Origin of the sequence: Spirosoma rhododendri, assembly GCF_012849055.1 — a bacterium.
GTDB classification, from domain to species: domain Bacteria; phylum Bacteroidota; class Bacteroidia; order Cytophagales; family Spirosomataceae; genus Spirosoma; species Spirosoma rhododendri.
The window spans coordinates 3,787,212-3,803,436 of sequence record NZ_CP051677.1 but is presented as its reverse complement, the minus strand read 5'-3'; the positions used below and the strand labels follow the sequence as shown (position 1 = coordinate 3,803,436).

The following is a 16,225-nucleotide window of genomic DNA, read 5'->3' as shown; positions in this document are numbered from 1 at the left end:
CCTTAAACCTTGTACATTGAACCTTAAACCAATTATTCCCCCTTCAGGTAATTGAGTGTGACGACAGCCTGATTGTAGTTACGAAGCGCTTCCAGATAGCCGAAGCGGATTTTAAAGGCCTGCTGTACGTTAAGCAGGTAGTCGTAGTACCCGATGCTGCCCAGCCGGTAAGCGTCGCTGGCGGCCGTTACGATGGCTTCGGCCTGCCGCAGACCGATTGTTTCGTAGTAATCGACCGCTTCCGTGTATTGCAGAAAATCGGCGTAGCCCTTGTCATAATCGCCCTGCAACTCGTATTTGTTCAGCTTAATCTGGCTTTTGGCAATTTCGACGTCGGTCTTAGCCGCGTTGATGCGCGAACTCGCCACCCAGCCCCAAACGGGTAGCGATAACCCGAACCGAAACCGGTAGAGTAACGGCGACTCCGGGCCACCCTGATTCAGATACCCGACGATGATGTTGGGCAGCCGACGCTTACGTTCGAGCACCAGCGCCGATTCGTTGAGCACCTGATTCTGCTTGTAGTAGTCGGTCTGCGGGTTGCGCAGGAAGGTGCTATCGGTGGTCAGAAACGGATCGGTAAACGACATTTTCTCGAAGGGGCCGGTGGCTCGCAGCGAGGTGTCGTTGGGGGTTCCGATGAGCAGGCCGAGCTGAATTCGGTTGCTGCGCACCTGCGCCCGCGTCTGATCGAGCTGATACTGAAGTTCCTGCTGCTGCGAACGGGCGTTTAGCACTTCGATCCGCGAGATTTGACCCACCCGCTGCCGCACTTCGGTTACCCGCGTAAATACCTGCAAGAGGCTGTCCTGACGCCGGTAGTTGTTGATGCTTTCGCGCAGATACAGCAGGTTGTTGTAGGTCGTGCGGACGTTGTAGCGAATGGTATTGGTCGTAATCGCTTTCTCGCGCTGACTCAGCTTCACCTGCTGCTCCTGCACGATCCGCTGGTTTTTATAGACCGTCGGCAGTGAGACTGGCAGCAGGATTCCGGGCTGAAACTTTGTCGTCGTAGGGGCTTCAAAGATCAGCTCCGGCCCCGACAGACTCAGTGCGCCCGGTATCAGTGCCCGCTGCTTGTCGATACGCAGATTGGCCACGTTGACCTGCGGGTTATTTTCCTGCGCCAGATCGAGGGCCTGTTGCAGGGTAACGAACCGGCGCGACTGACCGGGCTGGGCATGCGTAGAATGGACCACTAGCAGGGCGAGTGCGGCCCCGGTTATCGAAAGGTGTTTGTTCATACAACGTCGGCTTCTTGTTCCTGGTGGGTGGGGGTAATTACGCGGGGCGATACCATCGCGTAGAGTACGGGCAACACGATCAGGGTCAGTACGGTAGCCGTCAGCAGACCGCCGATAACGACCGTTGCCAGCGGCTTCTGCACTTCGGCACCCACACTGGATGAAGTCGCCATCGGCATAAAGCCCAGTGCGGCCACAAACGAGGTCATCAGCACCGGCCGCAACCGCTCCTGCAAGCCCCGCAACACCCGTTCGTTGGGGTCTTCTACGCCTTCGGCACCCAACGCGTTGAAGTGACTGACCAGCAGAATACCGTTCAGCACGGCTACGCCAAACAAGGCGATGAAGCCCACGCCCGCCGAAATACTGAAGTTCATGTCGCGCAGCAGCAGCGAGAAAATACCGCCCACGGCCGACAGCGGCACGACAGCGTAGATGAGCAGACTGTCGCGGAAGTTGCCGAACGTCAGATAAAGCAGGCCGAAGATGACCAGCAGCGAAATCGGCAGCACGATCGACAGCCGTTCTTTAGCGCGGCTGAAATTTTCAAACTCCCCCCCGTACGTAATCGAGTATTCAGCGGGTAGCTTCACCTTCGCCCCGACGGCCTTGATTACGTCCTTGACGACCGATTCCAGATCGCGCTCCCGCACGTTGAAACCCACGTTAACCAGCCGCTTCATGTCGACGTGCGTGATCTCCGACGGGCCAACGTCTTCGCTGATGTCGGCCAGTTCGCGCAACGGAATCGGATTGTTATTCTGATCGTTCACCAACAGGTTCGCGATAGCGTCGGGCCTGACCCGGTCGTCGCCCGCGAGCCGGAACGTCAGGTCGAAGCGTTTGTCGCCTTCGTAAACGACCCCGGCCGTAGCCCCGCCAAACGCCATCTGAATCGCGCGGTTGATCTGCTCGACCTTGATACCGTGCAGGGCCAGCCGATGCCGGTCGTACTTGATATTCAGCTGCGGCAACCCAAATACTTTACTGGCTTTCACGTCGACCGCACCGGGCACCGTGCGGACGACCCCGATCACCTGCCGCATTTTCTTCACCAGCGTATCGAGGTTGTCGCCGTAGAGCTGCGCCACCACGTCGGTACGGGCCCCGTTCATCATGTCGTTGACCCGGCTTTCGATTGGCTGCGTAATGGCGTAGACCGGCCCCGGATACTGCGCCATAAATTCATTTACTTTCACCGCCAGTTCCTGCTGCCGGGTCGCTTTTTTCCACTCCTCCTTGGGGGTCAGCGATAAGTATAATTCCTGTGATTCGAGCGGCAGCGGATCAACCTTTACTTCCGACGTACCAATCTTGGAAACAATGTTTTCGATTTCGTCGGGAAATTCTTTCAGCAGCGCGCCCTGAAACTCCTGACTCAGCCGGATCGACTCGGTTAAGGTCGTGCCCGTTGGCAGGTCCATATCGATCACCATGTCGCCCTCCTGAAGTTTGGGAATAAACTCGCCCCCGATGCGCCCAAACCCGATGACGCCCAGCACCAGAATACCGACGGCAACGCCCACCACGACGTAGCGGGCCCTGAGCGCGGCCGTCAGCACGGGCCGCAGCCCCCGGTAGAAGAACTGCACGATTTTCTCCGAAAAACCGTGGTCATGGGCCGATTTGGGCGGGCGGAGCAGCAGCGCACTCATCATCGGCACGTAGGTAATCGATAGCAGCAGGGCCCCCAGAATGGCGAAACCGACGGTCTTGGCCATGGGTGAAAACATCTTGCCCTCAACGCCTTCCAGCGTCAGAATGGGGAAATACACGATCAGGATAATCAGTCCGCCGAACACCACGGAGCGTTTCACTTCCGAGGTTGCGCTGATGATTACGTCCTGCCGGTCTTTGTAGGTCAGGGTCGCGCTGGTACCGGTCTGTTTGGTTTTTTCCTGCTGGTATTTCGCCATCGCCAGTGCCAGAAACAGCACCGCCGACTCCACAACGATAATCGCCGGGTCGACCAGCAGGCCGAAGTCGATAGCCCCCAGGCTCATGATATTACCCACAATACCCAGCTGACCCATCCAGATAAACGCAAACAGCATGGCCAGCGGAATAACCGAAGCCGCCAGCAGACTCGCCCGCCAGTTGCCCAGCAGCACCAGAATCACGATCACGACGATGGCCGCCCCTTCGAGCAGGTTGTGCGCAACCGTGTCGATTGCCGCCGTTACGATTTCCGACCGGTCGAGGAAGGGTTCTATAATCAAACCGGCGGGCATTCCTTTCTGAATCTCCCCAAACCGATCTTTCAACCGGTTGATGACTTCGTTGCCGTTGGCCCCCTTCATCATCAGAATTGAGCCGCCCACTACTTCGCCCTGCCCGTTGCGGCTCAGCGCCCCGAACCGCAGCGCGTGGCCCATGTCGACGTCGGCCACATCGCGGACGAGTACCGGCGCGTTGCCGTTTTTGCGAACCACCGTCTGCGCGATCTCGTCGAGGTTATTGACCAGACCAATCCCGCGAATGGTGAATGCTTTGTTGTCTTTTTCGATGTAGGCACCGCCTGTGTTGCCGTTGCCCTGCGAAAGAGCCGCGTACAGATCATCGACCGTTACGCCCAGCGCCCGCATCCGGTCGGGTTTGAGTTTCGCCTGGTACTCCTTGCTGTAGCCACCGTATCCGCTGACGTCGGCCACGCCCGGCATACCTAACAGCTTGCGCCGAACGTACCAGTCCTGAATCGTGCGGATTTCGGTGAGGGTGTAGCGGGGGCTGCTGGGGTCTTCGGGCTTGATGACGTACTGGTAAATTTCACCCAAACCCGTCGATACCGGCCCGAGGGCGGGTGTTCCGGCTCCCTCAGGAATATCGGCTTTAACGCCTTCGAGCCGCTCGAATACCTGCTGCCGGGCCCAGTAGATGTCGGTCTGATCGGTAAAAATCAGCTTGACAACCGACGACCCGAATTTAGACACCGAGCGCGTTTCAATCAGCCCCGGAATATTGGCCATTGCCATTTCGAGGGGGATGGTGATAAACTTTTCGATCTCCAGTGAGGAAAGATTCGGCGAGTTAGTAATGACGTCAACCTGCTGGTTTGTCACGTCTGGTACGGCGTCGATGGGCAGTTTTTTAAGGGAGTAGCCCCCTGCCAGTACGAGAATCAGAACCAGAAAACCAATCGTCCAGGGACTTCGCACGCTGAACGCAATCAGCCGATCGATCATAGAAAAGTGTGTTGAGTGTACCGGCAGTCATTACCCGTCTGCCCGATGCAAAGAGCCTGCTTGGCGAGCAAATGTCACATGGCAGGCTTTTTGTTAAAATACCATTAAACCGAAAAAGGTTTCCTTCTCCTATTGAGCAGTCCGTTCAACGCATCAATTCAGGTCGTTGATTGACCATAAATTGGTAACTGCCAGTTGCTCAGAATAGCAGCCCTGTTCTGGGCTTTTGGCTAAGCAGTTTTACTTAATTTTTTAAGATTTACTTAACAAGGCTTTAACAATGGATTAATTTGACGGGCGCTACTTGCCACCGGAATCTCACCCCCCGGTTTACCAGCTGCGCGTTTAGTGCCCGATTCCAGACTTGCCCGTACATCATCCATGACACGCATTAGCACTCAGATCATTAAATCGTTTTTCTTACTGATTGGCAGTTTGGTCGCGGTACCGCTACTCGCTCAGACCCCCACCCCACCCGCATCGGCCGATACCCTCCGTGTTTCCCTGCCCCAGCTGGAGCAGCAGTTTCTGGAGCGTAACTACCAGCTGATCGCACAGCGGTACCAGATCGACATTGCCGGGGCCGCTATCACGCAGGCCGGTCTGCGCCCCAACCCCAACCTGTGGTTTCAGACCAACCTCTACAACCCCAACACGGGCAAGGTGCTGCCGCTGAAAACGCCCTCGCAGGCCGACATCAACAGTCAGGTTTTCAACAGCGGGTACTTCGCCGTGCAGCTACAACAGGTGCTCTTGCTGGCCGGTAAGCGGAGCAAGCTGGTGGCGCTGGCCGAAAGTAACCGGAGTCTGGCCCAGCTGGCTTTTCGCGATGTGCTGCGGACGCTTCGCTACCAGCTCTACACGACCTACGCCAACCTGTTTTACGATCTTCAGGCACTCAATCTGTTTCAGGAAGAACTGGTCCGGCAGCAGCGGCTGACCGAATCGTATCGGATTGCCCAGCAAACGGGGGGGGTCGCCCCCTACGAGGTAACCCGTCTGGAAGTGGCCACGCGCGACCTGCAAGCCAACATTGCCAATTACAGCTCGCAGATTGCCGACGAGCAGGCGACGTTGCGGGTGTTGCTGCGACAGGCCAATACGCGGGCGTTTCTGTTACCCACCGAACTGTCTATGAATGTACCAGCCCTGCCCAACGTCGCCACAGCCATTGATTCGGCGCTGACCAATCGCCCCGATGCGGCTCTGTCGCAGGAGCAGATTACCAACGCCGAGCGGAGTCTGGCCCTCGAAAAATCCCGCCGGACGCCCGATCTGACGACGGGGATTCTGTTTGAACGCTACGGAAATGCGTACGTCAACTTCACGGGCCTGCAACTGGCGATGGACCTGCCCGTGCGAAACAGGAATCAGGGCGCTATCCGGTCGGCTGAACTGACGTTGCAGAGTGCGGGTGTGGGCCGGGAAAACCAGCAGGCCATTATCCAGAGCGACGTGCTGAACGCCTACGACAAGCTGAACACCTACTACGGTCAGTACAACAGCCGCCCCACCGGGTACCTCGACCGCATCCGGAATATTTCGGTCGAAGCCACCCGCGCCTACAACGCCCGCGTAATCGGCCTGCTCGACTACCTCGACAAGATCCGCACCTACCAGCAGGCCCAGCTCAACAACATCAACCTCCAGAACAATCTATTCCAGTCGCAGCAACTGCTCGACTACGTGACGAATACGCGGTTTTTTTAATGATAGAATGACTGAATATTGAATGATTGAATAGGTCAGGGTCCGTTTTGCCATTCAATCATTCAACAACTCAATCATTCTATCATTCTACCACTCATTGAACCATGAAGTTTCCCCTCATTCTCCTCTCCGGTGTGTTGCTTGTAGCCTGTGGGCACAAGGAAGAAGCCGAACAAGTACCGACCTCAGCCGCTGATTCGAGCAGCAGCTACCTGACCGATTCGGTGCGCCGTATCAACCCCGAAAGCGAGCTGACGCTCAACGGTACCGTTACCTTCGACCAGGACAACGTTGTGCGGGTGTTTCCGCTGGTGTCGGGTAATGTCGAAAAGGCAACCGTCACGCTGGGCAGCTATGTGCAGAAAGGGCAGGACCTGGCCCTGATCCGGTCGGGTGATATTTCCAACTACGTCAACGATTACCAGGCCGACAAAGCCGATCTGGAAGTGGCGCAGCAGAACCTGAAAAACGTACAGGCGCAGTACAAAGCCGGTTTCACGTCGGAAACAGACTTTATCACGGCCAAAAACAACCTGCAAAAAGCGAAAGACGAACTTGGTCGGTCGGGAAATATTCTGCGGGTGTATGGCGGCAGCAACACCACCGGGCAACCCTATTTCAGCGTGAAAGCGCCCATCGCCGGGTATATCGTCGAGAAGAACGTGAACAGTGGGCAGGATCTGCGGTCCGACAATACCAACCCGCTCTACACCATTTCGAGCCTGCAACAGATCTGGATCATGGCCAATGTCTACGAAACCGACATCCCCGAAATCAAGCAGGGGCAGCCGGTCGACGTGCAGGTGCTGGCCTACCCTGACAAGGTATTCCGGGGCCGTATCGACAACATCAGCAGTGTGCTCGATGAGCAGGCGCGGGTGCTGAAAGTCCGGATCGTACTCAGCAACAAAGACGGGCTGCTCAAACCCGATATGTTCGCGACCATCCATGTTCACCTGCCCAACACGGCCGCGCAGCAGGGGTTAGCGGTAGCGCAGAAAGCCCTCGTCTTCGACCGCGACCACTACTACGTGATCGTGCAGAGCGCCCCCAACAAATTCGACGTCCGCGAGGTAAAAGTCATCCAGAACACAACCCGGTACGCCTTCGTCGAAGGCGGCAATCTCCAACCCGGCACCCGCATCGTAACCGAAGGTAGCCTGCTGCTTTATAACGACCTGACCAATTAAATTTTGAATGATTGAGTGATATAATGACTGAATAGGCTAACTGAGATATGTTTTGCCGGATGGGCTATTCAATCATTCTATCATTCTCTCACTCAATCATTGATCTATGAATTCCTTCATTCGCAGTATCATAACATTTGCGCTGACGAATCGCTTTGCCGTGTTTTTCGGCATCGGGATCATCATCGTAGGGGGTGTCGTGAGCTTCATGAACACGCCCGTTGAAACGTTTCCCGACGTCACGAACACCAACGTGATCGTTATTACGCAGTGGCCGGGCCGGTCGGCGGAAGAAGTCGAGCGGTTTGTGACAATCCCGCTCGAAACTGAGCTGAACTCGGTGCCGCGCAAAAGCACGCTGCGGTCGGTGTCGCTGTTCGGGCTGTCGGTCGTGACCATGATTTTTGACGATGGCGTCGACAATTTCACCGCCCAGACCAACGTCTCCAACCGCATGGCCGACGTCGATCTGCCCGACGGAGCCAACGCCGAAATCGAGCCGCCCTACGGCCCGACCGGTGAGATTTACCGCTTTACGCTGGAATCGAAAACCAAAGACGTAACCGAACTGAAAACCATTCAGGACTGGGTGATCGAGCGGCAGATCAAAAGTGTGCCGGGCATTGCCGACGTCGTCAGCTTCGGTGGCAAAGTCAAAACCTACAACGTCGACCTCAACCCGACCCTGCTCGCCAACTACGGATTTACCGCCATCGACATTGCCCAGGCGCTGCAACAAAGCAACATCAACGTCGGGGGCGATGTGATCAAGCAGGGTAATCAGTCGCTCGTCGTGCGGGGTATTGGTCTGCTGACCAAACCCGAAGACGTAGCCGGTATCGTTATCGACAATGTTAACGGTGTGCCTATCAAGATCAAAGACGTGGCTACGGTACGTGAAGGGTTTCAGCCCCGGCTCGGTATCGTCGGGCGCGACAGGCAGGACGACGTCGTGGAGTGTATCGTGGTGATGCGGAAGGGCGAAAACCCCAACGAAGTCATCCCGGCGCTAAAAGCCAAAGTCGACGAACTGAACAATCAGGTGTTGCCCAAAGACGTCAGGATCAAGACGTTTTATGACCGCACGACGCTCAATAACTACACCCTGCATACGGTAGGCGAAAACGTGCTGACGGGTATTTTCCTCGTCACGCTTATCCTGCTGATCTTCCTGGCCGACTGGCGAACTACGCTGACCGTAGCGATCGTGATTCCGCTGGCGCTGCTCTTTGCCTTCATCTGCCTGCGGGCGCGGGGCATGACCGCCAACCTGCTCAGCATCGGTGCCCTCGACTTCGGTATCATCATCGATGGGGCCGTGGTCATGGTCGAAGGGTTGTTTGTGATGCTGGCTTTGCGGGCCGAACACATGGGCATGATGAAGTTCAACGGGCGGGGCAAACTTAGCTGGATTGCCAGCACCGCCACCGAACTGGGCAAATCGATTTTCACCTCGAAAGTCATCATCATCACGGCCCTGCTGCCCATCTTCACCTTCCAGAAAGTTGAAGGCAAGCTGTTCAGTCCGCTGGCCTGGACCATCGGCTTTGCCCTGCTCGGTTCGCTGATCGTCAGCCTGACACTGATCCCGCTGTTGTGCGCGATACTGCTGAAAAAGAACGTTCGGGAGCGACACAACCCCATCGTACTGGGGCTGGAGAAAGGCTACGTACCCGCGCTGGCCTGGGCCATTCGCAAGCCGGCCACCATTTTCGGTATCGCCATCGGCTCGCTGGCGTTTGCGCTTTACCTGTTCCTGTTCCACATTGGGTCGGAGTTTCTGCCGCAGCTCAACGAAGGGTCTATCTACGTCCGGGCCAGCCTCCCCTACTCGGTAGCCCTCGACGAAAGCTACGTCTACACGCGGAAGTTCCGCGCCATCTTCGACGAGTTTCCCGAAGTGCGTGGGGTGATTTCGCAGACGGGACGCCCCAACGACGGCACCGACCCGACGGGCTTCTTCAACAACGAATTTTTCGTGGACCTTTACCCGAAAGAAGAATGGAAGCGCGACATCACGAAAGACGAGCTTATCAGCGAAATGCAGAAAAAGCTGTCTCGTTTCCGGGGGGTTAGCTTCAACTTCTCGCAGCCCATTTCCGACAACGTCGAAGAAGCGGTGTCGGGCGTGAAAGGGTCGATGGCCATCAAGATCATCGGGCAGGACCTGAACGTGCTCGATAAGGAAGCGACGCGAGTGTACGACATCATGAACAAGGTGCCCGGCGTAAGCGACCTGGGCGTGTTCCGCAACCTGGGTCAGCCCGAATTCCGCATCACGCTCGACCCCGCCCGGCTGGCGCTGTACAACGTCCCGACCGACGTGGTGCAGTCAGTGATTGAAACGGCGATTGGTGGCAAAACGGCCACGCAGCTCTACGAAGGCGAACGCCATTTCGACGTGAAGGTGCGCTACGACGAGCGGTTCCGGTTTGCGCCCGAACAAGTTGCCAACCTGCTCGTACCGACACGCTCCGGCTCGAAGATTCCACTCAAAGAACTGGCCGACATTGGTACGCGCTCCGGCCCGGCCTTCGTCTACCGCGAAAACAACGCCCGGTTTATCGCTATCAAATTCTCGGTGCGGGGCCGCGACCTGGGTAGTACCATCGCCGAAGCACAGCAGAAAGTGGGCGCGGCTGTCAAGCTGCCCGACGGCTACCGGATGCGCTGGGCTGGTGAATTCGAGAATCAGACGCGGGCCGAGCACACGCTGGCGATCGTCGTACCAATCAGTATCACGATTATCTTCCTAATTCTGCTCTTCACCTTCGGCAGCGCCATCGACGCAACGCTCATTATCCTGAACGTTCCCTTCGCCCTGATCGGCGGTATCCTGGCCCTGTGGCTGACGGGTATCAACTTCAGCATCTCGGCCGGGGTGGGCTTCATCTGCCTGTTCGGCGTATCGGTGCAGGACGGCGTTATCCTGATCAACCGGTTCAAGGAGAACCTGCACAACCGGATGCCTATGCTCGACGCCGTGCGGGAAGGGGCGCAGACAAGGGTACGACCGGTGGTGATGACGGCCCTTATGGCGTCGCTGGGATTGTTGCCAGCTGCCCTCAGCACGGGTATCGGGTCGGAAACGCAGAAACCGCTGGCAACGGTAATGATCGGCGGACTGATTACCTGTACAATCCTGTCGCTGCTGATTCTGCCGGTTATGTACAACCTCATTCACAGCGGCCGTATCCGCCGGGAAACCGAACGCCGGGAACGAAAGACGGTGGCGTAGGCAGGTTTACGGTTTTCAGTTTATAGTTTACGGTTGTTCGTAGCGGCCCCGGTATCATTGCTGGGGCCGCTGCTTTTTGTCGTTCTCTTCCCCCCAGGGGCTGTGTCTTCACAGCCCCCTTCCCCGGCAGGCTAGCGAGTGCTTGTCTGTTCACCCCCGGCCATCCAAATAGCAGGGCTACCAAGTTCTGATTAGCTATACCCTCGGCCCCCTGAGAGGTTGTTTGGTGAACGATTTTAGGGTCCTAGAATCGTCTTTTTTGTCATCCCGACGCAGGAGGGATCTTCTGTAAAAGCAAATAAAACCGCCTATTAGCGAAGATCCCTCCTGTCGTCGGGATGACAAAAACACCTCCCTAGACAACCTCTGAAGGAGAATGGCGCGGGGCGAAGGCGAAACAACTAACTACAAACTGTTAACCACCTCCTTCTCGTAGCGGGTTTCCAGCGTTTTGTCGGAAAATTCCCGGACGAGGGCCGCGTGTCGGCGGATGATCATCAGGCGATCGGAATCGTGTGTTTGCCCGGCCAGCTTGTCGAACGTGCGGAGCAGAGTCAGGAAAACGGCGTGGTTGGCTTTCCCGCTGATCCGGATCAGGTCGAACGCGTCGGCCATCATCTGATCGAACTGCGCCGACCGGGTCAGTACGAGAAGCTGCGTGCCGTCGGTGCGGAAGGGTGATGGAAACGGTCGGGTCACCAGTCGGCCGATCACGACGCCCAGATGGTCGATAGCCATGATGGCGGTCGTGGTGTCGTTGATACCCGGCGACAGCGCTTTGATGGCGACGTCGACCAGCTGCTGAATACCGAAGCGGACGTCCTGCTCAACGGTTCGGTACCGACCCAGTTGCAGACAATCCTGCAAGTCGTCGCACTCACCATCGGTCAGTTTGCCAGCAACGCCCCGTCCGTCGACCGGCCGGACGCTGAGCATCGGTAGCCCTTTACCGATAAAATAGCCCGTATCGTGCTCCAGCCGCACGATCATCTTGTGTTCAACGGCCCAGTCGAGCAATCGCACGCTGTCGACCTCTTGCAAATACCCCGACCGCGACGCCGACACTATTGTCCAGCCGTCCGGCTCGTTCAGCAGTCGCTTAGCCTTCTCGTTCAGCGTGGCCGATACGACCGGCTCGCCCAGTTCCTGCGGAAAAAGTTTGTCGATAGCGTCGGTTGTTTCATCCATGATTTTGTAGATGATCGTTCCGACCTGCATCGACTCGGCAATGTGGTGAATAAACAGAATCAGGGCCAGCACCCCACCCAGCGCCAGCAGCAGTCCCGCCAGCACCGCAATCGACGGCACAAACGTGACTTCATCACCGCCCCGGATGGTACGCAGCACAATGAGGCAGTAGGCAAAGGAGCCCGTAAAATACCCCATCACAAACTGGTTGATCCGGTCTTTCATGAAGTTGCGCAACAGCCGGGGTGAGTACTGACTACTGACCTGCGAAATGGCCGACAGGGTCAGGGTAAAACTCAGGCCCGCGACGGTTAGCATCGAGCTGGCAATGGCCGACAACATACCGCGCGACCCGTCGGCCCCGACGCCAAACAGCAGCGGGTACTCGTTGCCGCCGTGAAGCGGGTAGTACACTTCCAGTTCTACCAGCCCAAGCCCAAGCGCCATTGAGCTTATAATCATCAGCCCCGGTATGAACCAGAGCGAGTCGGTCAGCAACTTCCAGAGTTGACGTAGTTTTGTCTTCATAAAAGATACAGTTTACGGTTTACGGATACAGCCGCCGGATGAGTCGCTCCATGGTCAGGCCCTGCCCGAGCACGGAGAATAGCACGACGGCGTAAGTGATCGTTACGATGATATCTTTGTGGGGTATGGTGTTGTCGATGGAGAGCGCCATGGCGATGGATAGCCCCCCGCGCAGCCCGCCCCACGTTAGCATGACGGGGGCTTCCGGCCCCAGATCGATCCAGCGCCGGGCCAGCGACACCGGAATCAGGATAGACAGATAACGGGCAAGCAACGTGATTAGAACGGCCAGCAGTGAAAGCATCAGATACGCCCGCTCAAACGGAATAACCAGCAGCTCCAGCCCGATCAGCACGAACAGCAGGGCGTTAAGTATGCTGTCGATTAGCTCCCAGAACTTGTCGAGGTACTCTTCAGTGGTGTGGCTCAGCGCATCTTCGCGGGCCTGATCGCCCACCAGCAGCCCCGCCACCACCATGGCCAGCGGTCCCGACACGTGCAGATGCCGAGCCATTAGGTAACCGCCCATGACGCCGGCCACCGTGATGAGCACCTCCGTCTGGTATTCGTTTACCGAGCGCAGCAGCCAGTACATACCGTAGCCGATTGCCAGTCCCAGCAGCACTCCGCCACCCGCTTCTTCCAAAAAAAACAGCAGTGTTTTGCCGGGGTCAAGATGCGTCGATCCCGACTCGACCAGCTGGTAGAGCGTCGCGAATATCACAACCCCCACGCCGTCGTTGAAGAGCGATTCGCCGACGATGTTTGTCTTTATCTGTTCGGGCAGATCAAAGCGGGCCAGAATACCCAGCACCGCCACCGGGTCGGTGGGTGAAATCAGCGCGCCAAACAGCAGGCATAGCGTGTAAGGCAGCTCGTAGCCCAGCCCGTCGGCCGCGTAGTACAGGGCCGTACCAACCAGTCCCGTGCTGATGAGTACGCCTACAAACGCAAACAACATGACCGACCGCCGTTCGACCCGCAGTTTCGATGCATCGGTATGGAATGCCCCGGCAAACAGCAGCAGGCTCAGCATCACATTGAACAGAAGTTTGTAGAAGTCGATACCGGCGATTGCTTCCCGTATTGTCGCGAAGGCGTCGGGAATCAGCGAATTGAATACCAGCAGCAAGGCCGAAAAAGCCAGCGAAACGGCCATTACCCCAATAGCGCCGGGGAGTTTCAGCAGACGGGTGTTGAGGTAGGCAAACGCAGCGGCTATGACGAGGAGAATAGTAAACAGATCAAAAAAAGCCATAACAGAGGGGCAAAAGCACCCGTTAGATACTAACGGGTCAATATGATAAGTTTAATTTTTCCCAGATTGTTTTCCCCTCTGACTATGACACCAGCCGACAAACACTCGACCACATCCCCTGCTCCACCAGGCCTGTGGTTTGCTTTCCGCCGGTTTCTACACGACCGGTTTAGTCTCGACGAAGACAAGGACGACGAGGCCGCTATCATCCAGTCGATCAGCCGGGGTATCGAGTTTCGGGGGATTAATCTCTGGACGCTGATCTTCGCTATTTTCATCGCATCCATCGGCCTGAACGTTAATTCCACGGCCGTCATCATCGGAGCCATGCTGATTTCCCCGCTGATGGGGCCGATCATGGGCATCGGGCTGGGCGTTGGCATCAACGACCTCGACATGATCCTGCGGGCTATGAAAAACCTGGCTATCGCCGTGCTGTTCAGCCTGATCACGTCGACGCTGTATTTCCTGGTCAGCCCGCTGCACGTTGCCCAGTCAGAGCTGCTGGCCCGCACCTCACCGTCCGTCTGGGATACGTTTATCGCGTTTTTCGGCGGTCTGGCGGGGATCGTGGCCGGTTCGCGCCGGGAAAAAATCAGCAACGTCGTGCCGGGTGTTGCCATCGCCACGGCCCTGATGCCTCCTCTCTGCACAGCGGGCTACGGCGTCGCAACCGGCAACCTGATCTATTTCGCCGGGGCATTTTATCTGTTTCTCATCAACAGCGTTTGTATCAGCCTGAGCACATTTCTGATCGTACGATTTTTGGGCTACCAGCAGAAGCCCTACCCCTCGGCGCAGGTCGAACGACGCGTCCGAACGACGATCTGGGCGGCCGTCGTCGTCGCCATCGTACCAAGTACGTACCTCGGCTATCAGCTTGTTCGGAAAACGATTTTCGAGCAGAACGCTAAACGCTTTGTCGATGCGGAAATCAACTCGCAGTCCCGGCAGCTAATCGGCTACAAGGCTCGGTTCAACCGCAAACTGCCAACCCTCGAACTAACCCTCGTCGGCGAGTCGCTCCCCGCCGATTCGCTGGCAAAGTTGAAGGCGTCGATGCCACGTTACGACCTCAACAACACAAATCTGGTGGTGAAACAGGGCAATTTTAAAGACGCTAACGTCGATGTCGACGCCATTACGTCGACCATTACCGATCAGGTTATTCAGTACAGTCAGGCGTCGATTGCCCGTAAAGACCAGACCATCGACTCGCTGCGCCGACAGATCGAGCGCACCAACCTGTCGCGGTTACCGGTTGCCGATCTGCGCGACGAACTCAAAACGTTAATGCCTGACATTCGGACATTTACGGCGTCCCGCGCCCTGCTCATGACGGCTACCAGCGCCCGCCCAGATACCCTGCTACTGGTCTATGCCCGGTTTAGCCGCCCTCATTCCACGGCCGAAAAACAGCGTATTGAAAACTGGCTGCGCAGCCGCACGAAAAGCCCACGGGTGAAGCTGATCGTTGAGTAACCACATGGGCACAATCATTTTATTTACGTTATTTTTTATCCGAATAGTTGAATTATTTCTTTTTATTCAACAATTTTGGTCCGGATTCAGTAGTGTTATTACTGTTGAAAACAGGATTTTTCAATTCAGGTTGTATTCATAATACGGGTCAAAAATGCCTTCTACCAGTGTGTAAGAGGGCATTTTTCCTTTATGACCAATCTATCCTCGCTTCTTACCTACCAAACACAGGTTTATATACATCTGGCACACCCATAAAGTAGCCTGGTATCACTGACTGTAAATCGCTCCACCCGGCCGATCCGATAAAAAAAGGACAGTCGCAAAACGGCTGTCCTTTTCTAAATACCAAACTTTTTTTCTCGGTTAGTAAACCGCTTACTCAGCATTAGAGTTCCTACTCTACGCAGCCAATCGACTAGAAGCCAGTCAATGGTCCGTTCGCAAACTATTCCGTCGATGCTATTTCGCCAGTCATTTTACTAACCGAATCCAATCAAGTTTTACAGGCTTCCGCCGAGCAGGCTCCCACGGGAGAGTACGGTACGCTATTAAAGCTGAGCCACTACGCCAACCCCGTAGGCCAGCGACTCGTCGACGCCATCATTGCCGCAATTCCCTACGCGAGGTTTAGATGTTGTCGGTACTTTTTAGCGCCCAGTACACCAGCAAAGGCTGAAAGAACAGCCGGACAAACCGCTTCCGGTCGGTGTCTAGGCCCAGCGAACTCCGGTGCCGGGTATACTGCTCAATGTTGCCGGGAAAGATGGCGGTGAAAAAACCACCGGCAATCTGACCCACCGTTTTCTGCTGCTTCTCATTGGCAAACACCAGACTGCCCCCCAGCAGCATCTCCACGATACCCGAGTAAACGACTGTATCATCTTTCTCCAGCGGAACAAAGTCGGGTACCTGCGCCTGAAAACCCTTGCGGGCAAAGGTCAGGTGGCTCACTCCGGCAAAAATCAGGGCCGATCCCAGCGCGACGCGGGCTATATTCTTGGCTGCTTTTTCAGTCATGGCGATACGATGTAACAGGTTGTTGCGCAAAACGCGTTGATTCACCTTACATAACCCGCCCAGCCGCCGAGGGTTTGTTTTATGGACAGGATTGGTTTCATAGACAGGATTACAGGGTTTACAGGATTTGATTTTCTTATCGATAAGAGTGTAATCCTATTAATCCTGTCTAATAAAAACCTTAT

General features: G+C 56.2%; 9 protein-coding genes. 4 read left to right on the top strand and 5 right to left on the bottom strand.

Annotation, left to right across the window (positions count from 1 at the left end; translation table 11 throughout):
- Nucleotides 1–32: 32 nt before the first annotated feature.
- Nucleotides 33–1,244, bottom strand: coding sequence for a TolC family protein (locus tag HH216_RS15825; protein ID WP_169551690.1), 1,212 nt, complete (start codon nt 1,242–1,244; stop codon nt 33–35).
- Entirely contained in the window at nt 1,241–4,426 is a 3,186-nt protein-coding gene (locus HH216_RS15820; RefSeq protein WP_169551689.1) for an efflux RND transporter permease subunit, read from the bottom strand. Before HH216_RS15820 ends, HH216_RS15825 begins: the two co-directional genes overlap by 4 nt.
- A 381-nt stretch (nt 4,427–4,807) precedes the next feature.
- Between HH216_RS15820 and HH216_RS15815 the strand changes: the two genes are divergently transcribed.
- From HH216_RS15815 to HH216_RS15805, 3 genes are all read left to right on the top strand, one after another.
- Complete coding sequence (locus HH216_RS15815) at nt 4,808–6,136, top strand: TolC family protein (protein WP_169551688.1); 1,329 nt, start codon at nt 4,808–4,810, stop codon at nt 6,134–6,136.
- A 104-nt stretch (nt 6,137–6,240) separates the two neighbouring features.
- Complete coding sequence (locus HH216_RS15810; protein WP_169551687.1) at nt 6,241–7,326, top strand: efflux RND transporter periplasmic adaptor subunit; 1,086 nt, start codon at nt 6,241–6,243, stop codon at nt 7,324–7,326.
- A gap of 106 nt (nt 7,327–7,432) precedes the next feature.
- Nucleotides 7,433–10,564 (top strand): efflux RND transporter permease subunit, encoded by a 3,132-nt coding sequence (locus tag HH216_RS15805; RefSeq protein ID WP_169551686.1) that lies wholly within the window; start codon nt 7,433–7,435, stop codon nt 10,562–10,564.
- A 405-nt stretch (nt 10,565–10,969) separates the two neighbouring features.
- Here the strand turns inward: HH216_RS15805 and HH216_RS15800 are convergent, their stop codons facing one another.
- Together HH216_RS15800 and HH216_RS15795 are read right to left on the bottom strand one after the other, a co-directional pair.
- On the bottom strand, nt 10,970–12,280 hold the full coding sequence (locus tag HH216_RS15800; RefSeq protein ID WP_169551685.1) for a DUF2254 domain-containing protein: 1,311 nt from the start codon (nt 12,278–12,280) through the stop codon (nt 10,970–10,972).
- Between the two features lie 19 nt (nt 12,281–12,299).
- Nucleotides 12,300–13,538 (bottom strand): cation:proton antiporter, encoded by a 1,239-nt coding sequence (locus HH216_RS15795; protein WP_169551684.1) that lies wholly within the window; start codon nt 13,536–13,538, stop codon nt 12,300–12,302.
- 84 nt (nt 13,539–13,622) lie between these two features.
- On the opposite strand from HH216_RS15795, the gene HH216_RS15790 reads away from it, so the two are divergent.
- Nucleotides 13,623–15,020 (top strand): TIGR00341 family protein, encoded by a 1,398-nt coding sequence (locus HH216_RS15790; protein ID WP_169551683.1) that lies wholly within the window; start codon nt 13,623–13,625, stop codon nt 15,018–15,020.
- A 630-nt stretch (nt 15,021–15,650) separates the two neighbouring features.
- On the opposite strand, the gene HH216_RS15785 is transcribed toward HH216_RS15790, so the two are convergent.
- Nucleotides 15,651–16,040 carry a DoxX family protein gene (locus HH216_RS15785; RefSeq protein WP_169551682.1) on the bottom strand — a complete coding sequence of 130 codons (390 nt, stop codon included), beginning with the start codon at nt 16,038–16,040 and terminating at the stop codon, nt 15,651–15,653.
- Nucleotides 16,041–16,225: the final 185 nt, after the last annotated feature.